Raw genomic sequence first — 23706 nt, 5'->3', positions numbered from 1 at the left:
TACAAATAATTTCGGCAATTCTGCCTATAAATTTAGTAGTACTATCATACTACTTATGACATAATTTGGCTATCTTTTTATGATAAATCATTATATTCTGAAACTTTTTCTATATAAAGAAAGAGCTATCATTTTGATAACCCTTTTCATTAAACCATTGTATAACGTTCATATAAATCCTTTAATGTTTCACACCCTAATCTTTTAAGCTTATTAACATAAATACTCCATAACTGTGCAGTCAACTTGGCATCCTCCAGAGCATGATGTCGACCAAAAATCGGTATTCCATTATGTTTGCAACATTCTTCAAGAGTGATAAGCTTTGCTCCAGGCTCTGCAATTCTGTACAAGAAGGACATATCTACAAGGCGGTGCTTAAATGGTGACCTGTAGAGCTTCCAAGAGGCATGCTGTAAAAACATCTTTTCATGGTTTGCATGATGAGCAACAAGTGTATAATCCTGGGCAAACCGAAAAAACTCGAACAAGGTTTCGGATAACAGCGGAGCAGTTGTTAATTGTTCGTTTGTTAGACCAGTCAAAGAACTAATTTCATTAGAAATTGGTTTTTCTGAGCGAACAAGTGAGTAAAAGGTTTCCTCTTCTTTAATTTCATCTCCCTTTACTTTAATTGCACCAATTGAAATAATTTGGTCTCCTTGATCGGGATAAAAACCTGTTGTTTCGATATCAAAAACAATGACGTTTAATTCAGTAAGAGGAATATTTAATGTCTCCTCCACCCTCATTTCACGTTGTAATTGTCTAAGGTAGGCTACTTGTTGCTGTGATTGGGCAGATTGAGAACCACCAAGCTTACCTCTCATAAAAAAAAACGGGTCAAATGTCATTCTAAACACCCTTTATCAATGATCCCCTGCACATATTGATGCAGTTTTTTACCATCTTTTAAGATTGATTTTATCTCTCTTTTTTCTTCCTTGGTCATTTTCTTAATGTTTAAATAATGCACATCATCATAACTTTCAGCACTTGCAAATAATAGTCTTCGGTATTCAAGCAACTTCTCAAAATTCTTTTTATAATAAAGCATTTCTTGTCGATAAGGATCTTTTTTACTAAGGATGGTAATTCTTTCGAGAGTAGAGGTTTCAATTATCCCCTCTTTCATTGCTAGTAACCTAACTGCATTAACATACGGTAAAAAAGCTCCTTTTTTTAGATCAATACATCCTTCATACTGGCCACTTTGTTCGACATAGATTTGTCCTAATGGACCAATCGAATGTTTAATATGTTGAATATTGTCCATAAATCGCTGTAAAAGCTTAGGATTTGTATTTCGATATTCAAAGATTGTAGATTTTAAGTCCTTTATAAAAGCATCATTTCCAACTAAGCTTCTACAGTCATAAAAGATCTGTAAAAAGCGAATGGATTCCCAGCTTTTTTCATCCATCCAAGCAACAAGTTGCTTTTCCCAGTCATCTAATGATTTACACCACAAAGGATTTGAGCTCATAACGTTTCCTTCACAATAAGGATATCCGATTAAATGAAGTCCTTTTGACAATTCTTCTCCAAGGGCAGAGAAATACTTACTTGCACGTTCTGATTTTTCTTCGTAAACTAAACCATGATCTTGATCGCTAATGATACCTTGTTCAATTCGTCCACCACTCCCAGTAATAAACCATGTAAAATCACAAGGTGGAGCCCCAGAGTTCCTTTCAAGATGAAAGAGTGCCACTTTACTAGCACTCTTCATCATCTCATCATGAAATTTATTTAACTCTATTGTATTTGATTCATAATTGTGGATATGTTCGTCTTTCCACTTTTTAATTGATTCATAGGAATCAAATGCACCGTGCATGAGAGACACTTCCTCACGTTTATTCAATATGAGCGTATCTAACCACTTATGTTGTTTAAGAGCCAACATTTTGATTTTTTGAAGCAAACACTTCTGGGTAACCATAGCTTCCGTGTTCGCTCATATCTAATCCCATTACTTCCTCTTCTTCTGTTACACGGAGACCATTCATTACTTTCTTAGCAATTGCTAAGATAACAAAAGATACAATGAATGCATAAAGGCCAGATACTGCAACACCCATAAATTGTACGCCAAGTTGATCAAATCCGCCACCATAGAATAAACCAGGCTTACCAACAGATGCTAGTTCTGGCGTTGCAAAGAAGCCTGTTGATAAAGTTCCCCATACACCAGCAACACCGTGTACAGATAAAGCAAAGATTGGATCGTCAATTTTTCTCTTTTCAAAGAATCTTGCACTATAGAATACTAGTATACCAGCAATGAAACCAATGACCACTGCCGCCCAAGTATCAACGAACGCACATGATGCTGTAATAGCAACTAAACCTGCTAAAGCACCATTTAACATTGTTGGAACATCAGATTTCCCTAAAACCATCCAAGAAATAAGAAGTGCTGCAACTGCACCTGCTCCAGCAGCTAAGTTCGTGTTTAAAGCAACAAATCCGAAGAAACCGTCATCAACAGCTACAGTACTACCTGCATTAAATCCGAACCAACCTACCCAAAGGATAAGAACACCTAAAGCTGTGAATACTTGGTTATGACCTTGAATGTTATTAGCTGAGCCATCTTTATTGTATTTTCCAATACGAGGTTTTAATAAAATTGTTGCTGCAAATGCTGCCATAGCACCTGTTAAGTGAACAACTGTTGATCCGGCAAAGTCTTGTTTACCATGTTCTGCTAACCAACCGCCACCCCAAATCCAATGAGCAATAACCGGATAAATAAGAGCTGAGAATAAGATAGTAAAAACTAGATAAATTGATAATTTAGCACGTTCCGCAAATCCACCTAAAGCAATTGTAATTGAGATACAGGCAAATGCACATTGGAAAACAAAGAATACTGCTGTGGATAATCCCATTCCTTCCGCTTGTGCTCCTGAGTAGAAGAAATCAGTTAAACCGACAAAGAAATTACCATTTCCACCAAAAGTAAATGCATACCCTACCGCCCAGTAAACTAATGAAGCAAGGCCTACTGTAAATATTGTCTTACCTGCAATATGACCTGCATTTTTCATTCTTGTTGACCCTGCTTCAAGTAGAATAAATCCTCCTAGCATAAAAATAACTAAAATTGCACTTAACATGACCCATAAGCTGTTCATTAAAAACATTGAATCCATGTCATTTCCTCCCTCGTTTGTTTAGTTTACACTAGATGTAAGAAAATATAACATCTGTTTCTTATTTACTATTCTATACGATATTTTCAAAGTGTCAACACGTTTTGCAAAGTTTCTGATAATTTCGTGTTAGAATATCTAACATAAGTGATTTGGAACATGATTTTATACCGCTTTTAAAATGAAAATTTTAACACTAACAATAAAAAGAGCATCTCAAATTCTTGAGATACTCAATAAAAACAATTAAATCAATTAAATCTGACGTGATTTTCCAGCTTTTAATTCTAAATTAACGTCCTTTAAAATGGAGAATAACATTGCAATCAAAACAAATGTTATTCCCCTTTTGTATTCCCGTACTTGCAGATAAGATTAACAATACTGTAACACTTGATAACTAACTGCATGTCTACAAATTTACTCTCTAACACTATAGAACTTATGTTAAGCGTGAATCTCACTTGTGATTGTTAAAATTCCATATGAATAGTGTCTTTGTCTCCTTTTGTCAGTAGCAGAACCCGGATTAAATAAGAGAATACCATTCACTACCTTTTTAAGAGGAATATGAAAGTTTTTTTGCACATTTAGGTATATTCGTGTCTCCAAGAACCAAGATTTTCATCGGACCACCCCTAATTTGGATTATCATAAAGAAAAGGCTATAATATTAATGCTATAGAAGTTTGACTAGGTACATATTTTCACACCATTAAATGAGATTATTCAAGAATAGGAAGAGGTAAGATTTAAATGAAAATCATTGAATCAACAATTGAAAAATTAGATGACCCATTCGGCATTCTTTCCGGAGATCGTTACGAGATTTTCCTTACATTAGATGTAGATGAGGAGGATGAGTTGTTTAGTGAACACGGAATTAAACTAAAATTAATATTTGCTGTTGACCAAGATCAATACAATATTGCACAATATGATTTCATTGAGATGACAACAGAAAAATTTTTAGATTTCGGTCTTGAAGAAGATGAAGAAAAAGAAATTGTTGCACATTGTATGGAGCTTGTTTCAAACCTATAAAAAAAGGACGACTGCATTTAGTCGTCCTTTTCCTCTATACCGCTTCTTTGTCTCGAAAAATCTTCTTCTTTATAAAAGAAAATTTGTGTATAGGCTCTTTTTGTACAATTAAAATGAGTTGTAAAATCAGTAAAAATAATAAAGACTTTTTATAAACTAAATAACGAGGAGACCAATCGGTGGCAAATTTAGCTTTATACCTACGCAAGCCCTTAAAATTATAAAATTTACATCCATTCAAAAGGCATATCGGGCAATTTTCTCTTGAAAAGGTGAGTTATTGTCAACGCCCACATTTGAAAATGGAGACATTCCAAGACTACATGATGTATAACCCATTTCTTTTGCCCAAAGAATCGTTGATACAAATACCATATCCATGGCACCTCTACTATCATTTCGATATCTCATTATATCAATACTTAATGTTTCTTCTTTTTGGTAATCAGATGGCAGACTTGCAAAGGCAATTAAACGTCCATTTGGATCACGAAAGAGCGATACCGGAAAATAACTAATATATTCCTCAGAGAATGAACTTACAGAAAAACCTTTTTCTTTTCGATCATTTAACCATTCATTTGAAACAGATTTCATTTCTTCTAAAAGACTAGAACTGAACGGTGGATGAGCAACCGAAAAGATATATCCGTCTTTTGTAAATTTATTTTTAATATTTCGGATATTCCCGAACTTTTTCCCTTCAATTACAAAGCTTTTAAGATTCACTTTAGCTTCTTCTCCGACTTTAAATAGTCGGTAACCGTGTTTTTCATAAAATGAAATATATTTTTCACTTGCCTGATAGAAGACCGGTGTTAATTTTCTTTTAGATGCATAAGAAAAAAACTCATTCAAACCTTCTTCAATTTTTTCCTTATCACCAAACGGATCACCAAGGATAAAAAGTCTTCTTCCCTTTTTTCTATACGAAATTAGGACAGAACCTCCCTGTGCTTGAAACACCTGCTTATCCTCTAAAAAGAGAAGATGCGAAAGGGTGGTCCCACCATATTTTTTCATAACAGATAAAATGAAAGATCTATTAAAAACATTTTCACTTATTCGTTGTTGGTTAGAATATAAATAAATGACTGCAATACTAATGAAGAAAAATAGTAAAAATATAATAGCGCTCATCAATTACCCTAATCCCCCTTTTCTCTCTATACAAGATAACACATCTCACACCGTGAGAAAATATATTTAAAATATCAGTTTATTCTAGCATAGTTTTCTTATATTCGGAGAACGTAAAAATATACTTATTGTGAAAGTTCTATCATCATATGATGACTGTTAATACAACGCCTTCAATCAATTATGAAGGAAAAAACAAAAGGGATTTTCTTGGATTTAACGTAAAACTTTCATAAAAAGGATTTTATTAAATACAAGTGGAGTTGATAATATGAATGTAAATCGCGCAAAAGAAATCTCAAGTATGGGTGAAATGGTGAATGTTCAATTTGAAGGAGAATCTATTTACATACAATCTGTGAACGAAGAGCAAGAAACTGCTCGCATCTTTCCGATAAACAATCCTCAAGCAGAAAAAAACGTACCAGTTGATCGTTTAACCGAACTATAAGTTATGACTAAAAAGTCTAGGAAATGAAAAACAAGCATAAGTCTTTATAAAAAGACTCACCAATTCTATAAGTTTAACCCTAACAAAAATGGACTAACAAGAGATTGTTAGTCCGTTAATAACTCAAAACCTTCTCAATTATTAGTATTGAAGTAAGCAAATACATCGTTACCTTCTACAACTTCTATAAATCCGAAACCTTTTTCTGAATTAAGCAATATTACACTACAAATTGTTTTCAAAAGTAGTACCTCCAAAGATTTTTTAATACAGGGCTACTCGTACCGGAAATAAATCAAATTCACATATTATAGAAAATATCAATGGTTGATATAGATATTCTTTATAATATGTGAATGAAGCAGCTCCATATTTCGTTAGTTATAATAAAAAATAGTCTATGTTTTATTTATAAAAATTGCTGAATTTTCAAAACAACGAAAGCCCTACCTCTCTTTCGTCCTTACGGCTCCTAGTCCGCGCCAGTGTGAATTGATTAACATCTACTTTTTGCTAATTTGATCACTCACACAACACTAAAACATTAAAGGTTTTAAAGCACTAAATTCTATAATAACCTTTTTTCCTATAACTGTCAAATCACCAGTAACATCAATGTGCTTTCTTATTCATCCATTGAACAATCAATAACATGATCGAGGATATAAGGATCATCGACAATACCCATAACCACGCAAGGTCCATTTTCCCACTATCTATCGCAACATAAATGGCAGTTGAAACAGTTTGTGTCTTTCCTGGTATATTTCCCGCAAACATAAGAGTTGCCCCAAATTCACCTAACGCTCTAGTAAAACTTAAAACAAAACCAGTAAAAATATATTTTATTGTTAATGGAAGAGAGACAAGAAAAAAAACTCCTCTTTCACCAGCTCCGTCTACACGTGCAGCATTTTCAATATCGGTGTCAACATGTTCAAATCCAGCTTTTGTGACTTGATACATAAGGGGAAAAGCCACAACCGCAGCAGCAATAACCCCCGCCCACCAAGTAAAAATTATGGTTTCATTAAAAATGTTCTCAATCACTCGACCTATAGGACTGTTCATTCCAAATATAATGATCAAGAAAAAGCCAATAACAGAAGGCGGCAAAACCAGTGGTAAAATCAATACTGTTTCAACTAACATTTTTCCTTTAAATGAAGATTTTGCCATAAACCTGCCTATTAAAGTACCCATTAATAGAACAAAAACACTGGCAATTAAAGCAATTCTCACTGATAGGAAAATAGGATCCCAAAATTCATATGTCATAATTTATTCCCCATTTAATACACATCTTGTCTATAGTGATTCCTAAACTGATGGTGTCATCCACCACTAACAGGTGGAATAAACGCAACAGTATCTCCTGCCTGTACAAGATCTTCTTCAAGTGCATATTCTTCATTTACAGCAACCATAACATTTTCAAGTGACCCTACTTCATACGTTTGACTAACAAAATCTCTTAATTCTTTAACCGTTAGTGAGTTTTTTTCAATAACAATATTATCCGTTCCAATTTTTTCTTGTAAGTGAGCAAATAAAAGTACTTTAATCATGTTTCTCCTCCACTGGCTTTCCACTTGGATATGGTGTTTTTTCTAATTGATCACCAATCCATGCTTCGCCGTTTTCCCATATTTCTTTTTTCCAGATTGGGACAATTTGTTTAATTCGTTCTATTGCATATTCATTTGCTTCATACGCATCTTTACGATGTGGTGTTGAAACCGCAATAACAACAGCAATATCAGAAATCTCTAATTTTCCAATCCTGTGTGTAATCGCTACTTTTGAATTCTCCCATTTTTCATTTATTTCTTGACCTATTTGAGCAAGCATTTTCACAGCCATTTTTTCATAAGCTTGATATTCTAATGATAATGTTCGTTTACAGTATGTAAATTCCCTTACCGTTCCAATAAACGTTGTTACAGCACCCGCTTCCCTGCGTATTACCTTATTTGTCATTTCTTCTACTGAAATTGGATTTGTTACAATCTCAAACATTGGAATTGTCAATATATTCACCTGCTTTAGTATTTATTAACCAGTTTATACACTCATACATGTTAGAATAAATCCTGAATTTTTCGCTGTAAATTTTCGGTAAAGGAAAGCCAGCTAGAATACAACAAACATTTTCAAGCTTATCTAACAGGTCAATATCTTCTTCTCCTCGAAGTAGAACAACTTTCGGATATCGTTCAAATTTAAAACCCTCAACTAATATCACGTCTAGTTCAAACATATTATATAATGTAATCATTTGTGTGAGAGTTAAACTTAACTTGTCTGTAGACAAAATAAACGATCCATTGCCTTCAACAAGTGATACTTTGGCTCCTGCTTGACGATGCTTTCCTGTATCTTTTTGTTGATCATGATGAAGGGATGCTCCCCCATGTCCATGATGCTTAATTGTGCCTACTTTTAAATGCGCTTCTACACAAGCTTTAATATATTCCGTTACAAATGTCGTTTTTCCACTATTTTGAAACCCGACTACTTGAAGGATTCTGCCCAAGGTTGTTCACTTCCTGTTTGATCTTCAATTAAAAGGACATCAACTGTATCTCCTGCTTTATATCCTCTTGTTCCTCCTGGTAAAACAATAAAAGCATTTGCTTCAGCAAGTGATGTAACGACATTGGATTTGTCTAATCCAACTGGTGTAGCTAGTACCCGCCCATTTTCCATTGAGATAAACCCTCTAACAAAGCGAGTGAAAGGATTTGGCTTTGGAAAATCCTTTCCTAAGGTTGCAGTAACCTTTTGAAGATGCGGATGATTTGAGTTTAAAAAGATCCGAACAATAGGACGTACAAATAACTCAAAACCAACATAACATGCAGACGGGTTGCCTGACAGTCCAAATAATAATTTTCCATTCAACTCAGCTACTGTTGTTACACTTCCTGGTCTCATCGCTACTTTATTGAAAAGAACATTTGCACCTAAACGTTTATAAATTTCGGGCAAATAATCATAGTCACCAACGGAAACTCCCCCCGTTGTAATCAAGAAATCTACCTTTTCTAAGGCACTTGCGATCGCATCATAGCATTTTTCAAGATCATCAGCAAGTTTCCCCAGAAAAACAGGGGCTGCCCCGCTTCGTCTAGCTTGAGCTTCAATCATATATGAATTACTATTTCTTATTTTACCAGGAACAAGCGGCTCCCCAACATTTAGTAATTCACTACCTGTAGCAATAATTCCAATTTTAGGCTTTTTTACTACAGAAACCTTTTCATAGCCGAATGTTGCTAGCAATGCTATAACACCAGGGGTTATATATGTACCTTTTTTTACTAACACGCTACCTTCTGGTGTATCTTCTCCTTTGAATGACACATTGTCTCCCTTTTTAAAAGGTCGTTTAATCGACATAAAAGACTTATTATCTTGTTGAAACATTTTCGTTAATTCCAACATAACAACCGCATCACTTCCTACCGGCATCTGTGCACCAGTCATAATACGAATTGCCTGCATTCTACCTAGTGTATAATCACTAACACTTCCTGCACCAATCTCATCAATTACTTCAAATTCAATAGGATGATCACTTTGAGCATGTATAGTATCGATAGATCTTATCGCGTAACCATCATATGGAGAACGATCAAAAGGTGGTACAGGATGATCTGCAATAAGATCCTCTGCTAAAAAACGACCATAGCTTTCTTGAAGTGTTACCTTTTCACCCTTACCAGCTACAGAATAACCCATTACTTTATTAATTGCTTCTTTTACAGCCAAAGGCTTTCTTTTTTCTATCATCATTTCCACTCCGGTAAATAAAATAGTAAGTTTAATCAGATTCTGCTATTTTATCATTTTTTAGAATTTCAACATAATCATTTGGTGAGTTTATGTTACTAAATATTTTAGAATCTACATCCAATTGATGTTGTAAGACAAAATAAACTGGGACCTTTTCGAACAATGACATCACCTTTAGCTCATTGTTCAATAGCTGATTCTCTACAACAGACTGTATTGAATGGTGATAGATTCCTATTAACGGATGAAGTTTGCCATTTATTTTAGGGATAATTATTTTTGCACCTTCACTTCTATATGTAAGGAGTGTTGATACCACTTTATCTGTTATTAAAGGAATATCACAGGATAGAAACACAAACCATTCAGCCTTTTCATCTTTCATCGCTGTATAAATTCCAGCAAGCGGTCCTTTCCCTTGTACTATTGGATCATCATTCAAAACTTTTATATTCGTTTGTTTTTTTAATTTTTCTATTAAGCTAGGGTGACTAATAATTGCTTGGCTTTCTGTCGAACTTTTGAGTGCTTGTAAGGAATATTCCCAAAATTCCTTACCTTTGTATGTAGCAAATGCTTTTGGACTTCCGAATCTACGTGATTGACCTCCAGCGAGTAAAACACCTAATGTTTCAATCAACTCTGACCCACCCCTTTATAAAAATCTTTACTAATGATTCAAACAAAAAAGTCAGCTACCTTCATGGTAACCGACCAGGTTAAAATAATCTAATAACTTACTCTGCGGATGATTCTAATTCAGCTAGGACGCGATTCACCCGTTTTTCTAGCATTTTCATTCCGCTGCCACCAGCTTGAAAATGCCGAAGCTTTCCTTCCCTGTCGAAAACATAATAGGCAGGAACATATTGATTTTCTAAAGCATCTGTTAGTATATTCTCACTATCAACAAAGATTGACTGAGTGATATCATGCTCAGCTGCAACTTTTTTTATCTCATCCATATTTAAATCATCCTCAGAACGAGGCATATGAACAGCTAAAACATTTAATTTCTTACAATATTGATCGCGGAATTCATTCACTGCAGGCATTGCTTCTTTACACAAGTGACAGCTAATTGACCAAAAATGGATCAGAGTCGGCTTATCTCCAACCAAATCCTCTCTTGATACTTGGCCATTGAGCCATTCCGTTGCACCGTTTAACTCAGGCATCGGTTCACGTAATTTCATTTAGTAACCCCCAAGCATATTGGTAATTGAAAGTAATGATTATTGTATCCGGGATCATAGAGTTGATTGACCTGGTTTCCAGTTAGCCGGGCAAAGTCCACCTGTTTGAAGAGCTTGTAATACACGTAGAGTTTCATCAACATCACGGCCAATATTGTTATGGTTAACAACAGCATATTGAGTTTCACCTTCTGGATTAATAATAAACAACCCACGAAGTGCAATACCTTCTTCTTCAATTAACACACCATAATCACGGGAAACAGAATGGTTCGTATCAGCTGCCAATGGATAGTTTAAATCTCCCAAACCATTATCTTTACGATCAGTCTTAATCCATGCCAGATGGGTATGAATTGTATCTGTTGAAACACCAATTACTTCAGCATCCAAATCTTCAAACTCTTCGTATCGATCAGATAGGGACGTTATTTCTGTAGGACATACAAAAGTAAAGTCCATTGGATAAAAGAAAAGTACAGTCCATTTGTCATTTTTCATATTTTCCTCTAAACTAACTTTTCCAAATTCTTTGTCATCCATTACTGCATCCATCTCAAATCGAGGTGCTTGTTTTCCCACCATACGTTCACCCATAGTTTTTACCTCCGAAAACATTCATATTTTTTAAAATTCAACTTCTATGTAATCTTGCAATACAGTTAATTTACACTCATTAGGGTTATAGTTTTTACCACTATCATTATTGTCCCGATTTAAGAATTTCATGCAAAAGCGCATTGATTGATTTCTAAAAAACCATATCATTTTAGTCAAAATAAGCTAAATTCCTTCATTTTTACACAAAATATGTTTAACATAGTAGAAGTAGGGTATAAATAACTTGTTCTTTCTTTCAAAAATTAGAGCGTAATAACAGGTTGCGTGCAGTATTGAAAGGACCTCTATTTCGAGAAAGGATGTTGTACAATGGATTGGTTTGAGGAAATTGATTGGTCATCATTAATGACTGAAGCAGGAATTATTATTTTAAAACTTATAGGAATTATCATTGCTTTTTTAATCATAAAAGCAATCGGAAACAAAATTATTCGAAGAATGTTTCAACGTTTACAAGAACGTGACAATATTTCATCAGGTCGAGCTTTAACTCTCCAAAGTCTTTCACTAAATGTGTTTTCATATGTGTTAGTTTTTATTATTGTTGTCATGATTTTTGAGGTATTTAACTATAATGCATCTGCATTAATTGCTGGTGCAGGTGTTGTTGGGCTAGCAATTGGTTTTGGTGCACAAGGGTTAGTTAGTGATGTCGTAACCGGATTCTTTCTGTTACTAGAAAAGCAAATTGATGTAGAAGATTATGTTACTGTAGCTGGTTTTGACGGTGTTGTTGAACAAGTAGGGTTACGCACAACTCAAATTAGAGGATTTGATGGGACACTTCATTATGTTCCAAACCGTGAAATCACAAATGTAAGTAACCATTCTCGTGGAAATATGAGAGCATTAGTAGATATTGGAATCTCTTATGATGATAATATTGATAAGGCAATTACTGTTTTACAAGATGTATGTGACAAATTTGCGGCTGAGGATAACACTGTTGTAGAGGGACCAAACGTACTTGGTGTCCAAGCATTAGGTGCATCTGACGTTGTCATTCGTGTGCTTGCAAAGACTGAAAACATGCAGCAATGGGCTGTTGAACGTAAATTACGTAAGGCAATGAAAGAGGCTCTTGATGCAAACGGAATCGAAATTCCATTTCCACATCAAGTATATGTTGAGAAAAAGAGTCAGTAATAGCTTGAGTAAAGAAGGGTATCCTAATTTTTTTAGGTACCCTTTTTATGTTCCTTCATTAGCAACCAATCTTATAGCGGGCAAGTGATTCAGATGAAAAACTAATCTAATCACTTGCCACATAGCCTTTTTTACTAACGGTTTATTTTGCTTTCAACTTGCTGACAGATTTCATCAGCAGACATACCGCTTGCCTGAATAACAGATCCAGCTGTCACTACATTACTAATTCCCATTACGTTAGAATCCTGTCCTGTAATGACACAGCAGTCACAACCTTTTGCATCATTTTCATTTTTTAATTGGACAACGTCATAGCCTTTTTCTTGTAAAGCAGAAGTTACATCAGATAGTGATTGTTCTACACCGATTTTTGCCATAATTTATCCACCTCCTACATGTATTGTGTACATGGTTGGATAAAATATACTTTAATTCTTTTTCGTTTTTTAACTATGTAACTCAACCTTGTCTATTTTGGCATTTAAAAACCCAATCATTATGATTGGGTTGCTTTGAACGAAATATATTTACTCATAACATTTACTGCAACGTCAATTGCCTCTTCATCTGGTTGAAGTTTTGCATGATGTAATCCGTATGATGAATTAACCCCAAGCCAAAACATGAATCCAGAAACTTGATCGACCATATAACCAAAATCTTCACCAGTCATTGCTTCTGAACACTCATTTACATGGTAAGAAGTATTTTTAGATATATAATCCATAAATTCTGTTGTTAGTTCTTCATCATTAAAGACTTGATGATACATAGATCCATAATCAATTTTGGCTTGACATGAATATCCGATTTCTATTCCTTTTACGATTGCTTCAATTCTTTCCTTTACCCTATCCATTGATTCAACTGAAAGCGTACGAATGGTTCCTTCCAATCTAGCATTTTCAGCTATAATGTTCTGGACTGTTCCACCAGTTATTTTTCCAATCGTAATAACTGCACTATCTAATGGATCGACATTACGAGCAACGATTGATTGCAGCTGAGTAACAAGCGAGCAAGCCGCAACAACCATATCATTTGTTGTATGAGGATATGCAGCGTGTCCTCCTCTTCCTTTGAGATCTATGAACAATTCGGAGGTATTTGCAAAAAGCAAACCAGGTTTTGTCGCAATTGTACCTACTGGAAGCTCAGGAGAAATATGAAGTGCAGTAATAATGTCCGGTCTCCATTCTTGGGCAATTTCACTATTTAACATTGGTTCCGCTCCACCAGGACCTTCTTCTGCTGGCTGAAATAAAAACAAAACATTATCAGAAATAGGATTTTCAATAAAATGCATAAGAATTCCGATTGCAATTGTCATGTGCAAGTCATGTCCACATGCATGCATAAAACCAGGATGTTCAGATTGGAAATCATAATCGGTTTCCTCAGTTATTGGCAAGCCATCAATATCCGCTCGGTAGCCAATTGTTTTATTAGGGTTCGTCCCTTTTACTAACGCAAAAATTCCTGTTTTCCATGTTCTTACTTCCAAACGGTCTTGTGGCAGCTTATTTAATAAATCTAGTAAATACCGCTGTGTTTTGAATTCCTGGAAACCAATCTCTGGGATCCGATGAAGATCCCTGCGAATTTGAATGAGATGTTCTTTCCCCAATCCGACCATTCCTCTCTATACTTAAGGCGTGGATCATGATCCACGCCTTTTGTTCTTATAGCTGTCTTAATTCTTGCATGATTTCAGTTTTTGATTTAGTGCTATCGTCAATATCTTTAATTTTACGAGCTGGAGCACCGTAAACAACTGTGTAAGGCTCAACATCTTTTGTTACGATTGAACCTGCACCAACAACGGCACCTTTACCAACTGTTACACCCTCAAGTACAACAACATTAGCTCCGATCATAACATCGTCTTCAATAACAACCGGTTTTGCAGAAGGTGGCTCAATAACACCAGCTAATACAGATCCAGCACCGATATGACAGTTTTTACCAACAGTCGCACGACCACCAAGTGTAGCATTCATATCAATCATTGTCCCTTCACCAATAACAGAACCGATATTGATTGAAGCCCCCATCATAATAACAGCATTATCACCTATTTCAACTTGATCACGAATGATTGCGCCAGGCTCAATACGTGCTTTAATACCTTTAAGATCAAGTAAAGGAATTGCAGAATTACGTCGATCGTTTTCTACAACATAATCCTCAATATTATTTTTGTTATTTTCTAACGCTTCTTGAATTTCTGCCCACTCTCCGAAAACAACACCAGTGTTTCCAGTAATAAATGTTTTTGCAGAATCCCCAAAGTTTACACCTTCAAGATTTCCTTTAACGTAAACTTTTACAGGTGTTGATTTTGTGCTGTTTTGTATAAATGAGATAATCTCATTTGCATCCATCATTTTCATATGTATATCCTCCTTGTACATTTCAGTCATTCTTTACTGTATCAAAGGATTCATCGGTTGACAAGCTATCTGCTAAATTTGTCATCTAGTCAGTTATATTTTATATTTTTAATCAAATTTCAAGTATTTTTATACTCTTCCACTACTTCTAAAAATGCTTTAACTTGTTTTAATTCAAATGACGATTCAAAACCTAACAACCATGTATCTCTTTCAATAGGTTTACCCTCTTCATCTAGAAGTGGAATTCTATAAACATCCTGCTGTTCTTCTTTAAGGGTAACAGAAGGAAGAATCGCGTAACCGATTCCATTAAGAGCCATTTGTTTACAAGTTTCAATCTGATCAACAACAATTGTTCTTTTAGGTGAAGTATGAAATTGTCTGTGCCACCAATCCTGAATTTCTTGATAATAAGACGAATCACTTTTAAATTGAATAAAAGGTCTTTCTGTATGTAGAACTTCTTCTATATTGTTAATTTCTGTGTCTACTAAATACAAAGTATCTGTTAATAAATGCTTCTTTATACCTTTCCAATCTGGATTTCCCCGAATTATCCCTAAATGCACGTGATCTTCGTACATACTTCTTAAAATCTCGCTGCTCCATCCAGTAATAAGAGATATTTTTGCATGTGGATATTTTCTTACATATGTTTTTAAAACACTTGGCAACCAATGCTGACCTATGATAGAGGCTACAGCAAGCTTCAACGTGCCATGAACTTCTCCTTCCAATTCTAATATTTGTTCCTTTACTTTCTCCTCTTTCAAAACAACTTCACGTGCATATTGAATAACTTTCTCACCGGCTGGAGTTAGTGTTAACCCTTTTTGAGAACGAACAAAAATTTGTATTCCCCACGACTTTTCAATTGTTTGCAATCTCTGTGATAAAGCTGGCTGTGAAACAAATAGACGTTCAGCAGCCTTTCTCATATTCATTTCCTCCGATAAAACAACAAGCATTCGAAGCTCTGATGTTTGCATATAGCACCTACTTTATAAGTTTTTCTTATAATATGTATCAAAGAATATCTAATTTTATTATATTGATTTTAATTGTATGATAAGGATGAATAAAGGGTTTGTAAAGTAATAATTTCACCAGAAAAGGGGAATTGTTTATGACATTGAAAATAACAGGACTTGATCATATTCAAATATGTGTCCCTACTGATCAAGAAGAAACCGCTCGTGAATTCTACCTTAACATATTAAACTTTGAGGAAATTGAAAAACCGAAGACTCTAAAGAAAAACGGCGGTTTTTGGTGTTGTGCAGGCGATGCTTTTCTTCATATAGGAGTAGAGGAGTGTGATGCAATCATAACAAGCAAGCGTCATCCAGCATTTATTGTCGAAGATATTATGGAAACAAGAAAGCACTTGGAACACTATCAGGTTCCTATTAAAGAAGATACACCTATTCCCGGGATTGTTAGATTTTCATGCTTTGATCCGTTTAACAACAGAATTGAATTATTACAAAGAATAGATGACTGAAAGACTAATGCTTACACATCAGCCTTTTGCTTTTTAGGTAAAAACAATATGAACAAAAAACTTAAAACGGCAAACCCAAATACTACCCAATAAACATCATTTAAAGCTATTTCAAGTCCTTCCTGTAAAAGAGATCTTGCCTGTGCTGTTAATTCATTTCTTTGCTGATCATCGAGTAACATAGTAGTGGAGTCAAGATTCATTTCATCCTCAACACCTTTACTTGAATAAAACGCAAGAAGCTGACTATTTAAAATTCCTCCTAAAAGTGCTGCACCTACTGTACTACCGACATTTCTCATAAACATATTAGTAGCGGTTGCAACGCCTCTTGTATTCCAAGAAACGGTGCTTTGAATGGAAACTATAAAAGCAGTAGTTGTTAACCCCATCCCAATCCCTATCAGAAAAGATCCAAACGCAGCGAATAATGGACTATCACTTCCAGATAGTATCGTAAACACAATACTTCCTAAAATAAGAGAAACTCCTCCCAAGATGGAGGTAGTACGGAAGCCAATTGACAATATGGCTTTTCCTGAAATTGTCGCAGCTATTGGCCAGCCTATGGACATTGTTGTCAATGTTAACCCAGCAATGATTGGTTTTTCCTCCATAACACCTTGAACAAAGGTAGGCAAAAACGTCGATAAGCCGATTAATATAATTCCAGTTGTTAAAGAAGTTAAGTTTGCTATTAAAATTGAGCGCTCACGCCAAAGCTCAAATGGCATCATAGGATCATCTACTTTACGCTCATAAAAAACAAAAATCACCAAACTTAGAAGCGAGAGTAAAGCCAGACTGACAATAGGCCCGGATAGCCAGTCCCAACGCACCCCTCCTTCTACAAGAATAAACATAAATGTAGTTACAAATAACGTTAAAAGTAAGGCACCAACATAATCAATTTTTGGCTTACTCTTTTCAATTTCCTCATGCAGAAATAAATATAATCCAATTATTGCTAATATTCCTAATGGAACGTTAATCCAGAAAACAAATCGCCAGCTTACAAATTCGACTAATAAACCACCAATTGCTGGCCCCATGATAGCCGAGATTCCCCACACACTTGATAAGTAACCTTGTATTTTGGCCCGTTCTTCTTTTGTATAAATGTCTCCTACTATAGTTGATGCTATCGGCATGACTGCACCTGCTCCAAATCCTTGAACAAAACGGGCAAATATAAGCCATTCCATTGATGACGCTAATCCACAAAGAATAGAACCCATCAAAAAAATAACAATCCCAACAGTTAATACTGGTTTTCGTCCAAAAATATCAGATAATTTCCCATATATTAAGACTGTAACAGCATTCATTAATAGGTATGACGAAAACACCCAGCTATATAAAGAAAAGTCTTCAAGTTCTGCAACAATTGCCGGCATAGCTGTTGCAACAATTGTTGCTTCAATTGCCGCCATAAACATAGCTAACATAACAGTAGCCAATACATATGGTCTCTTGGTTATTACAGAATTTCTTTGCCTAAATGTTAAAAATTCTTTTCCTTCTCCCATTACTTGATCCGCCTTTTATGTAATATGAAAACGGTGTAAATTTTTACACCGCTTAAGAATTTCTATTTATTATGTTGATTATTATTTAATAGATGAATATGTTTCTTTAACTGCTTTAAGATTGCCCTTCTTGTAAAAATCCCTTCGAATATCTTCTCATCATTTTGCACACAAATAAAAGGATTGTTTACAACAAGATCCAGTCCTTTTTCTAAAGAGTCATTTAAAAAGAGTCTTGGTATTTCTGTATTCATCACTTCTTCTACTTTCATATTTTCTAATCTTTCAAATTCTATCCTCTCTAGACCAAAGATATTGTCCAATATTAAATTCATCCCAATAAGACCGTGAAGCTTAAAAGTTGGGTCCAAAACAGGAATGGCTGTGTATCCTGTCTTAGTTAAAACAAGTAAAGCATGCTCTAAATTATTTCCAATTTGAACATGTGCAACCTTATCTCCAGGAATCATTAAATCTCTAATGGTTAAACCCATTAATTCATTGGCGTCAATACTAAACATAGCTGTTCTTCCTCTCTAAAAAACTTTTCTATATTATAAAAGAGGTAATGAATAATCCAAATCTATCATATCATAAAAGCTATCGTATATGTTTCATTTGATCTTTTCTAACACTCATTCAGCAAAGCAATTTTGATCTTCCTAAACTTAGGAACAAATAAAAAAATGATACTCATTATATGAGTATCCACTTTTAATCTTTCTATTTTAAGTAGAGAATAACTATTTTATTCTCAATCTGTCATATAACAACTTAAGTTGATGATAATATCCCTCATCCACCTGTATTAAACCTGATTCAATATCATTTATTTCACTGCTAATTAATTCAATAGCGTAATCTTGTCTTAAGAGCGTTTCTACTAAAAGCTTTTGCTCATCATACGATAATCTATCAATTGTCTCCATTGAAGAATCCCCCCATGAAATTGGTTGCTTTCCCTAAGCATAATCAATTCAAAAGTGGGGAGTCAAACGCAAGTTTCGACAATAATACTAAATTCCCATTATTTTGTATATCGATTTGCGTAACTGAATGCCGTGTATGAATCTGGTTTTATTTTCGCTTCAATTCCCATCGCTTCTATGCGACCTGTCATTTCCTGAATTAACTCCTTTGTTAATCCTTTTCTTCCTATATCAAGATGAATTTCAAAAACTAAATCTGCTCCTTCATCTGAAAAAGGAATTAATACATCTGTTAACTGTTCTAAATATTGAGAAGTAAAGTAGTAAGCAATTTCTTGACTAAGTGCAGTTTCCAGCGAAATTTTTTCACGAATACTCGAAATTGGCCTATTCACACTATGGTACTTTAAACATCCCCATGCACCTTTGCCAACACGATGTACATGTATGGCTGTTATAAACTTAGTCTCTGTTTGATGAACATGTGAGTCTGAACCAATTGACAATACATAAAGTGAACGTGGATCCTTTAACATAAAGCCTTTTATACGCTCAATTACAGTTTGGAAGGACATATTCTTCTCAGAGACATTATAAAAGGTGAAAGATTCGTTCATGTCACATCTCCTTGTCAATGATTTCATTTTTCAAAAGAGTTTTTCCCTTCTACCTCACTATATGTATGAAACAAGGAATATTATGAGTATTTCTCATTAATTCTAACTAACTCATAGCAAACGTATAATTACGCAGAAAAAAAAGTAGCCATACCTTAAGGCATGGCTACTTTCCTTTACTAGTCTCAATGTTTTTAATGGTTGCATGACAATGAGCGCACGTAAAGATAACATTTTGATTAGATTGAGCTGTTAATGATTCTGATAGTGGTCCTTGTCCATGACATGATGGACAAATAACAAAAGGCTCTTTTCTCATTTTGCCTCCTTACTCCGTTAGTTACTGGAGGAGATCAAAAATTTCCATCGCAATCATATCAATATTGTCGAACTGGTAAGATTGAGGTTTTTCACCCTTTTGATAAACCTCTAGTTCAAACGTGCTGTTTTTATCAAAATATTTTACACTACAGCGTTTTTCACCTTCTACTTCGAAAAAACGTTGAACTGGTTCTCCAGACCCCGCATTTTCTTGTAAATTTTGAAGTCTTGTAATAATACCTAAAAGTTGTGACACTAGAATATCCCCCTTCCGGAAGAGTTAACGTATAACTAATTCCTCATATTTTATTGTTTTACTCTACCATACATTCTATCCACTAAACAACGATTCAATAATCAGTATCTTTACTTTGTGCCATATCAATTTTACACTATGTATATAAGGATTTCCAAGGAAATTGACATAGTTTTGACAAACGTTGATTTATTAATATCAACAATCCAACTGAAGCAACAAAAACTGCCTTGATATTAATTGCTAGGAAATCACTTTCACCCTCGTCAGTCAAAAAAATCCGTGTTTAAAACAAGGGGGAAATTAATTTTGGCACTTACAAAAAAGATTAATGATCGAATAACAATCATCGACACAATGGATTTAGGAATGCAAGGTAGAACAAGTTGCTATGTTCTTCAGGATGAAAAACAGGTAGTCCTTTTTGAACCGTCAGCAAGCCCTTCAGTACCTCATATCCTAGAAGGACTAAACGAGCTAAACATTCCGTTTGAATCAATAGCCTATATTATTGTAACACATATTCATCTAGACCATGCCGGTGGAGCAGGATTACTTTTAGAAAAGTGTCCCAATGCAAAGCTAATTGTCCATCCAAAAGGTGCTAGGCATATGATTGATCCCTCAAGATTAATTGCTGGTGCAAGAGCAGTCTACGGTGAAAGCTTTGATCGTTTGTTCCATCCAGTACTTCCAATTGCTGAAGATCGAATCATAATTAAGAAACATCTTGATACTCTTGAATTAAGTAATCACTGCACTCTAACCTTTTATGATTCTCCAGGTCATGCAAATCATCATTTTAGTATTCATGATTCTGTAAGCAATGGAATATTTACAGGGGATACGATTGGGGTTTTTTATGGGGTTCTACCTGAAAACAATAAGGAATTTTACCTACCTTCTACATCGCCTAATCAATTTGACCCAGAAGCTATGCTTCATTCTGCAAAAATGATTGAAAATTTAAATGTGAGTTTAATTTATTTTAGTCATTATGGAGTCAGTAAAAATCCAAACAGGGTAATTAATGAATTGAGAAAGTGGTTACCTCAATTTTTACAAACAGCTCAGCAAACTCTTACTAGCAATAGCTTTGAAACCATTCAACAAGCAAGTAAACAGGTAAATATTGAATTAGAAAACCTTGTTTCTCGAGTGTTAGCTGAACAAAAAGTTACACTTTCTAATGATGTTCATGATATGGTATTACTTGATTTATCAGTTTGTGCTCAAGGCCTTGTTGATTACATTTATAAACTTGAACAAAAAAAGTAAAAATCTATATAAAATGTAAGGGGGATATGAGTGAAAAAAGTTACAGTTTATACTCAACCAAGTTGTCCACCATGTCAGGTGGTAAAGAAGTTTTTAGAGCATCATCAGATTTCCTATATTGAAAAAGATGTTTCAATAGACTTAGATGCAAGAAACACACTGATCAATGAATTACAATCTACTTCCACACCAACTGTAACAGTTGATGATGCAGTAGTAACAGGTTTTGATTTACAAAAGCTTGAAAAGTTATTGGAGATTGAAAACTGAAGAATCAAGAAAGAAAAAAAGCTTGGTGACCAGCCAAGCTTTTTCCGTCTATTAAAAGGGGTTTGGGGAAAATCGAGAGTTTAATGACTAATCAAGCTCTACAAGCACATTCTAAGGTGATGAAAAAGGTTTCACCTCCGTAAAAATGTTTTATGTAGTTCTAGATTGTTTTATTCTCTTTCTTAACTACAATGATAATGATTATCAGTTTCATTGTCAACGTTTTTTTAATCAGTTTCTACAAAAAAAACAGCGGAAAACCTATCCGCCGTTTTTACCATGATATTGTAAATGCCAAATAAAAAATATATGCAAGTGAAAGAACAGCTGCAATTAAATAAGTTAGAAATACTGGGTTGCGAGTATAAGGATGATCTTGAACCTTTTCATTAATTTGAGTATCATATTTTGCTTTTCTTTCACTTACAAGTTTTCCTACCTTAAATGTATAAATTAAGCTTGAAGCCAATATAAGCAATGCTATCACACCGAGTACCATTGTTAAGTAGGTCATCTTGCTGTCACCCCTTCTATAAATAGGATGACTCATTACCTGCAAATTATTCTTTCAGTACCTCAATGAATACTAACCAGTTGAGGGTGGAAAATTTATAATAAGCCATCTGCCTCATATAAATACTCGTAGGATAAATCAATAAAAAGATACAGATTTTGATCTAGTGGATACGAAAAAGTTCTAATCAACTCACCAGTCTCTATGTCACTATAAACATCACTTAAAAAGCCCTTTTGATCAAATCTCATTCTTATAATATTTGCTAAAAAGTATGGTCTCCAACTCCAATTTTTTAAATAATACTGAGGTTGGATTTCCCAATTATCTTTTTTGAATATATTAACGGATTGCTGAAATCCATCTTCATCGCAAATATATATGCGAAAACAACAATCGTCTAACTCATTTGAGAGTTGTTCAAGTAATTGTTTATAATCAATATATTGCTTACCAATTCTATTAAGCATTTGCTGGACTCTTAGGTTAAACTGTTCAGTAAAGTTATATAATCCTTCTAGTTTTTTCTTCTCAGAGCTTATATAACGCTGAAATTCTAACCTAAGTCTTTCTTTACAATCGTCCCTCTCAATAAAATTACGAGTTGGTTTGTTTAGAAAGTATCCCTGATAATATCTACCACCATTTTTCCATGCATATTGAAGCTGAAAATTAACTTCAATATCTTCGTATAAAAGAGTTGCCCCAATTTTCCGTGCTAACAAAGAAATTGAATAAAGAACATCATAATAAGATTGAAGTGGTGAAGTTAATCGGAGAGGCTGTAAATCTATTTTCAATATATCGGGTGATAAAAGGCCAATTCGATCTAAATTGCTACCTGCCTTGCCGATATTATCAATAGCAACTTTAATACCATAAGTTCTGTAATAAAGTAAAAGATGATACAGTTGTTCAATATCTCCTAGAAAATTATGTTCTGTAATTTCCAGTACAATTTGATTTAAGTGTAATCCTTTTTCTTGTTTTTCTATTAAAGTATGCAAAAAATCTTCACCATGATCTAGCATAAGCAAATTTGCATCTCGATTAATGAATAGCATCAGTTCTTGGTTATTAAGCTTTAAAAATTCATCTATTGCTATATGTAGTAAATGATCATCGACTTCAATCCGATATTCATCTGGAATACTTTCATCATGAAAAAATGAGCCAAGGCTATCTATTTGATCATTGATTTTTATTCTCCCTAATACCTCATAACCAATAACTGTTTGTTCATCTGCACTGAAAATTGCTTGATAATATGGAAAAACTTTATCCAAATTCGTTAAAACGTCTAACGGATCCATTGCAATCCCCTCACCTATATCTATCTAGAAAGTAATCATATTATAGCATAGTCCGGAAAAGATTAGGCAAAATTGTAACTAAAGGGATTTTTTTGTAAATTAATTAAGGCTTTCAAAGATATTAAAGAGGGAACAATAAAGCTGCCAAAACACCTTCATGACTAAAAGGAATTGACAGCCATCTTATCAAATAATCAGACTTTAAATTAGGTTTGAATT

31 protein-coding genes are annotated in these 23706 nt (G+C 34.4%); 6 read left to right on the top strand and 25 right to left on the bottom strand.

Annotated features, from left to right (window positions below):
• Nucleotides 1–149 precede the first annotated feature (149 nt).
• Genes LPC09_RS08535 through LPC09_RS08525 form a run of 3 tightly spaced genes read right to left on the bottom strand, consistent with a single transcriptional unit; the run spans nucleotide 150 to nucleotide 3161 of the window.
• On the bottom strand, nucleotides 150–854 hold the full coding sequence (locus LPC09_RS08535; protein ID WP_098798039.1) for an exonuclease domain-containing protein: 705 nt from the start codon (nucleotides 852–854) through the stop codon (nucleotides 150–152).
• The gene (locus LPC09_RS08530; protein WP_231309416.1) at nucleotides 851–1840 is read right to left on the bottom strand and encodes a DUF294 nucleotidyltransferase-like domain-containing protein; all 990 of its coding nucleotides are present in this window, start codon (nucleotides 1838–1840) and stop codon (nucleotides 851–853) included. The genes LPC09_RS08535 and LPC09_RS08530 overlap by 4 nt, the downstream gene beginning before the upstream one ends.
• Before the next feature lie 55 nt (nucleotides 1841–1895).
• Nucleotides 1896–3161 carry an ammonium transporter gene (locus LPC09_RS08525; RefSeq protein WP_098798037.1) on the bottom strand — a complete coding sequence of 422 codons (1266 nt, stop codon included), beginning with the start codon at nucleotides 3159–3161 and terminating at the stop codon, nucleotides 1896–1898.
• A 756-nt stretch (nucleotides 3162–3917) separates the two neighbouring features.
• Between LPC09_RS08525 and LPC09_RS08520 the strand changes: the two genes are divergently transcribed.
• Nucleotides 3918–4205, top strand: a complete 288-nt coding sequence (locus LPC09_RS08520; protein WP_098798036.1) for a DUF6509 family protein — start codon at nucleotides 3918–3920, stop codon at nucleotides 4203–4205.
• Nucleotides 4206–4239: 34 nt separating this feature from the next.
• Here the strand turns inward: LPC09_RS08520 and LPC09_RS27565 are convergent, their stop codons facing one another.
• Nucleotides 4240–4446 carry a phosphatidylglycerol lysyltransferase domain-containing protein gene (locus LPC09_RS27565; RefSeq protein ID WP_442920020.1) on the bottom strand — a complete coding sequence of 69 codons (207 nt, stop codon included), beginning with the start codon at nucleotides 4444–4446 and terminating at the stop codon, nucleotides 4240–4242.
• Nucleotides 4443–5345 (bottom strand): phosphatidylglycerol lysyltransferase domain-containing protein, encoded by a 903-nt coding sequence (locus LPC09_RS08515; protein ID WP_269217427.1) that lies wholly within the window; start codon nucleotides 5343–5345, stop codon nucleotides 4443–4445. Before LPC09_RS08515 ends, LPC09_RS27565 begins: the two co-directional genes overlap by 4 nt.
• Nucleotides 5346–5616: 271 nt before the next feature.
• Between LPC09_RS08515 and LPC09_RS08510 the strand changes: the two genes are divergently transcribed.
• Nucleotides 5617–5796 carry an H-type small acid-soluble spore protein gene (locus LPC09_RS08510; RefSeq protein ID WP_098798034.1) on the top strand — a complete coding sequence of 60 codons (180 nt, stop codon included), beginning with the start codon at nucleotides 5617–5619 and terminating at the stop codon, nucleotides 5794–5796.
• A gap of 612 nt (nucleotides 5797–6408) precedes the next feature.
• Here the strand turns inward: LPC09_RS08510 and modB are convergent.
• From modB to LPC09_RS08465, 8 genes are all read right to left on the bottom strand, one after another.
• On the bottom strand, nucleotides 6409–7074 hold the full coding sequence (gene modB, locus LPC09_RS08500; protein ID WP_098798033.1) for a molybdate ABC transporter permease subunit: 666 nt from the start codon (nucleotides 7072–7074) through the stop codon (nucleotides 6409–6411).
• A gap of 56 nt (nucleotides 7075–7130) precedes the next feature.
• Entirely contained in the window at nucleotides 7131–7364 is a 234-nt protein-coding gene (moaD, locus tag LPC09_RS08495; protein ID WP_098798032.1) for a molybdopterin converting factor subunit 1, read from the bottom strand.
• Entirely contained in the window at nucleotides 7357–7815 is a 459-nt protein-coding gene (locus LPC09_RS08490; protein ID WP_442920035.1) for a molybdenum cofactor biosynthesis protein MoaE, read from the bottom strand. The genes moaD and LPC09_RS08490 overlap by 8 nt, the downstream gene beginning before the upstream one ends.
• Nucleotides 7808–8332, bottom strand: a complete 525-nt coding sequence (mobB, locus tag LPC09_RS08485; RefSeq protein WP_098798030.1) for a molybdopterin-guanine dinucleotide biosynthesis protein B — start codon at nucleotides 8330–8332, stop codon at nucleotides 7808–7810. Before mobB ends, LPC09_RS08490 begins: the two co-directional genes overlap by 8 nt.
• A complete protein-coding gene (locus tag LPC09_RS08480; RefSeq protein ID WP_098798029.1) occupies nucleotides 8311–9591 on the bottom strand; it encodes a molybdopterin molybdotransferase MoeA in 1281 nt (426 codons plus the stop codon). The genes mobB and LPC09_RS08480 overlap by 22 nt, the downstream gene beginning before the upstream one ends.
• Nucleotides 9592–9622: 31 nt before the next feature.
• Nucleotides 9623–10234: a molybdenum cofactor guanylyltransferase gene (locus LPC09_RS08475; RefSeq protein ID WP_098798028.1), complete on the bottom strand. Its 612-nt coding sequence runs from the start codon at nucleotides 10232–10234 to the stop codon at nucleotides 9623–9625.
• Nucleotides 10235–10331: 97 nt separating this feature from the next.
• Nucleotides 10332–10790 (bottom strand): TlpA family protein disulfide reductase, encoded by a 459-nt coding sequence (locus LPC09_RS08470; RefSeq protein ID WP_098798027.1) that lies wholly within the window; start codon nucleotides 10788–10790, stop codon nucleotides 10332–10334.
• 54 nt (nucleotides 10791–10844) lie between these two features.
• Nucleotides 10845–11387, bottom strand: coding sequence for a peroxiredoxin (locus LPC09_RS08465; RefSeq protein WP_098798026.1), 543 nt, complete (start codon nucleotides 11385–11387; stop codon nucleotides 10845–10847).
• Nucleotides 11388–11720: 333 nt separating this feature from the next.
• Here LPC09_RS08465 and LPC09_RS08460 point away from each other — a divergent pair, with 333 nt between their 5' ends.
• Entirely contained in the window at nucleotides 11721–12557 is an 837-nt protein-coding gene (locus LPC09_RS08460; RefSeq protein ID WP_098798025.1) for a mechanosensitive ion channel family protein, read from the top strand.
• 134 nt (nucleotides 12558–12691) lie between these two features.
• Here the strand turns inward: LPC09_RS08460 and LPC09_RS08455 are convergent, their stop codons facing one another.
• The 4 genes from LPC09_RS08455 to LPC09_RS08440 form a co-directional block, all read right to left on the bottom strand.
• Nucleotides 12692–12937 (bottom strand): YkuS family protein, encoded by a 246-nt coding sequence (locus tag LPC09_RS08455; RefSeq protein WP_098798024.1) that lies wholly within the window; start codon nucleotides 12935–12937, stop codon nucleotides 12692–12694.
• 119 nt (nucleotides 12938–13056) lie between these two features.
• Nucleotides 13057–14187, bottom strand: a complete 1131-nt coding sequence (locus LPC09_RS08450; RefSeq protein WP_231309415.1) for an N-acetyldiaminopimelate deacetylase — start codon at nucleotides 14185–14187, stop codon at nucleotides 13057–13059.
• Nucleotides 14188–14242: 55 nt separating this feature from the next.
• Nucleotides 14243–14953 (bottom strand): 2,3,4,5-tetrahydropyridine-2,6-dicarboxylate N-acetyltransferase, encoded by a 711-nt coding sequence (gene dapD, locus LPC09_RS08445; RefSeq protein WP_098798022.1) that lies wholly within the window; start codon nucleotides 14951–14953, stop codon nucleotides 14243–14245.
• 119 nt (nucleotides 14954–15072) lie between these two features.
• Nucleotides 15073–15945 (bottom strand): transcriptional regulator CcpC, encoded by an 873-nt coding sequence (locus tag LPC09_RS08440; RefSeq protein WP_098798021.1) that lies wholly within the window; start codon nucleotides 15943–15945, stop codon nucleotides 15073–15075.
• Nucleotides 15946–16082: 137 nt separating this feature from the next.
• On the opposite strand from LPC09_RS08440, the gene LPC09_RS08435 reads away from it, so the two are divergent.
• Nucleotides 16083–16460: a VOC family protein gene (locus LPC09_RS08435; protein WP_098798020.1), complete on the top strand. Its 378-nt coding sequence runs from the start codon at nucleotides 16083–16085 to the stop codon at nucleotides 16458–16460.
• An 11-nt stretch (nucleotides 16461–16471) separates the two neighbouring features.
• On the opposite strand, the gene LPC09_RS08430 is transcribed toward LPC09_RS08435, so the two are convergent.
• From LPC09_RS08430 to LPC09_RS08405, 6 genes are all read right to left on the bottom strand, one after another.
• Nucleotides 16472–17989, bottom strand: coding sequence for an MDR family MFS transporter (locus LPC09_RS08430; protein WP_098798019.1), 1518 nt, complete (start codon nucleotides 17987–17989; stop codon nucleotides 16472–16474).
• 62 nt (nucleotides 17990–18051) lie between these two features.
• Complete coding sequence (gene cbpB, locus LPC09_RS08425) at nucleotides 18052–18510, bottom strand: cyclic-di-AMP-binding protein CbpB (protein ID WP_098798018.1); 459 nt, start codon at nucleotides 18508–18510, stop codon at nucleotides 18052–18054.
• Between the two features lie 222 nt (nucleotides 18511–18732).
• Nucleotides 18733–18918, bottom strand: a complete 186-nt coding sequence (gene abbA / locus LPC09_RS08420) for an antirepressor AbbA (RefSeq protein ID WP_098798017.1) — start codon at nucleotides 18916–18918, stop codon at nucleotides 18733–18735.
• Between the two features lie 98 nt (nucleotides 18919–19016).
• Nucleotides 19017–19535 carry a ribonuclease H-like YkuK family protein gene (locus tag LPC09_RS08415; protein ID WP_098798016.1) on the bottom strand — a complete coding sequence of 173 codons (519 nt, stop codon included), beginning with the start codon at nucleotides 19533–19535 and terminating at the stop codon, nucleotides 19017–19019.
• 166 nt (nucleotides 19536–19701) lie between these two features.
• On the bottom strand, nucleotides 19702–19854 hold the full coding sequence (locus LPC09_RS08410; RefSeq protein ID WP_098798015.1) for a hypothetical protein: 153 nt from the start codon (nucleotides 19852–19854) through the stop codon (nucleotides 19702–19704).
• A gap of 21 nt (nucleotides 19855–19875) precedes the next feature.
• Nucleotides 19876–20112 carry a YkuJ family protein gene (locus LPC09_RS08405; RefSeq protein WP_098798014.1) on the bottom strand — a complete coding sequence of 79 codons (237 nt, stop codon included), beginning with the start codon at nucleotides 20110–20112 and terminating at the stop codon, nucleotides 19876–19878.
• A 309-nt stretch (nucleotides 20113–20421) separates the two neighbouring features.
• Here LPC09_RS08405 and LPC09_RS08400 point away from each other — a divergent pair, with 309 nt between their 5' ends.
• A complete protein-coding gene (locus LPC09_RS08400; protein WP_231309414.1) occupies nucleotides 20422–21390 on the top strand; it encodes an MBL fold metallo-hydrolase in 969 nt (322 codons plus the stop codon).
• A 30-nt stretch (nucleotides 21391–21420) separates the two neighbouring features.
• Nucleotides 21421–21660: a glutaredoxin family protein gene (locus LPC09_RS08395; RefSeq protein WP_098798013.1), complete on the top strand. Its 240-nt coding sequence runs from the start codon at nucleotides 21421–21423 to the stop codon at nucleotides 21658–21660.
• Between the two features lie 274 nt (nucleotides 21661–21934).
• Here the strand turns inward: LPC09_RS08395 and LPC09_RS08390 are convergent, their stop codons facing one another.
• Nucleotides 21935–22174, bottom strand: a complete 240-nt coding sequence (locus LPC09_RS08390) for a hypothetical protein (RefSeq protein ID WP_231309413.1) — start codon at nucleotides 22172–22174, stop codon at nucleotides 21935–21937.
• 95 nt (nucleotides 22175–22269) lie between these two features.
• Nucleotides 22270–23487, bottom strand: coding sequence for an EAL-associated domain-containing protein (locus LPC09_RS08385; protein WP_098798012.1), 1218 nt, complete (start codon nucleotides 23485–23487; stop codon nucleotides 22270–22272).
• Nucleotides 23488–23706 lie beyond the last annotated feature (219 nt).

This window comes from Metabacillus sp. B2-18 (genome assembly GCF_021117275.1).
In the GTDB taxonomy this organism is placed as follows: domain Bacteria; phylum Bacillota; class Bacilli; order Bacillales; family Bacillaceae; genus Metabacillus.
This window is presented reverse-complemented; position numbering and strand designations above follow the sequence as displayed.

Coding starts and splice junctions, on each gene's coding strand:
- LPC09_RS08535 (WP_098798039.1), bottom strand. CDS start 854: ATGACATTTGACCCGTTTTTTTTTATGAGAGGTAAGCTTGGTGGTTCT.
- LPC09_RS08530 (WP_231309416.1), bottom strand. CDS start 1,840: ATGCACGGTGCATTTGATTCCTATGAATCAATTAAAAAGTGGAAAGAC.
- LPC09_RS08525 (WP_098798037.1), bottom strand. CDS start 3,161: ATGGATTCAATGTTTTTAATGAACAGCTTATGGGTCATGTTAAGTGCA.
- LPC09_RS08520 (WP_098798036.1), top strand. CDS start 3,918: ATGAAAATCATTGAATCAACAATTGAAAAATTAGATGACCCATTCGGC.
- LPC09_RS08515 (WP_269217427.1), bottom strand. CDS start 5,345: ATGAGCGCTATTATATTTTTACTATTTTTCTTCATTAGTATTGCAGTC.
- LPC09_RS08510 (WP_098798034.1), top strand. CDS start 5,617: ATGAATGTAAATCGCGCAAAAGAAATCTCAAGTATGGGTGAAATGGTG.
- modB (WP_098798033.1), bottom strand. CDS start 7,074: ATGACATATGAATTTTGGGATCCTATTTTCCTATCAGTGAGAATTGCT.
- moaD (WP_098798032.1), bottom strand. CDS start 7,364: ATGATTAAAGTACTTTTATTTGCTCACTTACAAGAAAAAATTGGAACG.
- LPC09_RS08490 (WP_442920035.1), bottom strand. CDS start 7,815: ATGTTTGAGATTGTAACAAATCCAATTTCAGTAGAAGAAATGACAAAT.
- LPC09_RS08480 (WP_098798029.1), bottom strand. CDS start 9,591: ATGATAGAAAAAAGAAAGCCTTTGGCTGTAAAAGAAGCAATTAATAAA.
- LPC09_RS08470 (WP_098798027.1), bottom strand. CDS start 10,790: ATGAAATTACGTGAACCGATGCCTGAGTTAAACGGTGCAACGGAATGG.
- LPC09_RS08465 (WP_098798026.1), bottom strand. CDS start 11,387: ATGGGTGAACGTATGGTGGGAAAACAAGCACCTCGATTTGAGATGGAT.
- LPC09_RS08460 (WP_098798025.1), top strand. CDS start 11,721: ATGGATTGGTTTGAGGAAATTGATTGGTCATCATTAATGACTGAAGCA.
- LPC09_RS08455 (WP_098798024.1), bottom strand. CDS start 12,937: ATGGCAAAAATCGGTGTAGAACAATCACTATCTGATGTAACTTCTGCT.
- dapD (WP_098798022.1), bottom strand. CDS start 14,953: ATGAAAATGATGGATGCAAATGAGATTATCTCATTTATACAAAACAGC.
- LPC09_RS08440 (WP_098798021.1), bottom strand. CDS start 15,945: ATGCAAACATCAGAGCTTCGAATGCTTGTTGTTTTATCGGAGGAAATG.
- LPC09_RS08435 (WP_098798020.1), top strand. CDS start 16,083: ATGACATTGAAAATAACAGGACTTGATCATATTCAAATATGTGTCCCT.
- LPC09_RS08430 (WP_098798019.1), bottom strand. CDS start 17,989: ATGGGAGAAGGAAAAGAATTTTTAACATTTAGGCAAAGAAATTCTGTA.
- cbpB (WP_098798018.1), bottom strand. CDS start 18,510: ATGTTTAGTATTGACGCCAATGAATTAATGGGTTTAACCATTAGAGAT.
- abbA (WP_098798017.1), bottom strand. CDS start 18,918: ATGGAGACAATTGATAGATTATCGTATGATGAGCAAAAGCTTTTAGTA.
- LPC09_RS08415 (WP_098798016.1), bottom strand. CDS start 19,535: ATGAACGAATCTTTCACCTTTTATAATGTCTCTGAGAAGAATATGTCC.
- LPC09_RS08410 (WP_098798015.1), bottom strand. CDS start 19,854: ATGAGAAAAGAGCCTTTTGTTATTTGTCCATCATGTCATGGACAAGGA.
- LPC09_RS08390 (WP_231309413.1), bottom strand. CDS start 22,174: ATGACCTACTTAACAATGGTACTCGGTGTGATAGCATTGCTTATATTG.
- LPC09_RS08385 (WP_098798012.1), bottom strand. CDS start 23,487: ATGGATCCGTTAGACGTTTTAACGAATTTGGATAAAGTTTTTCCATAT.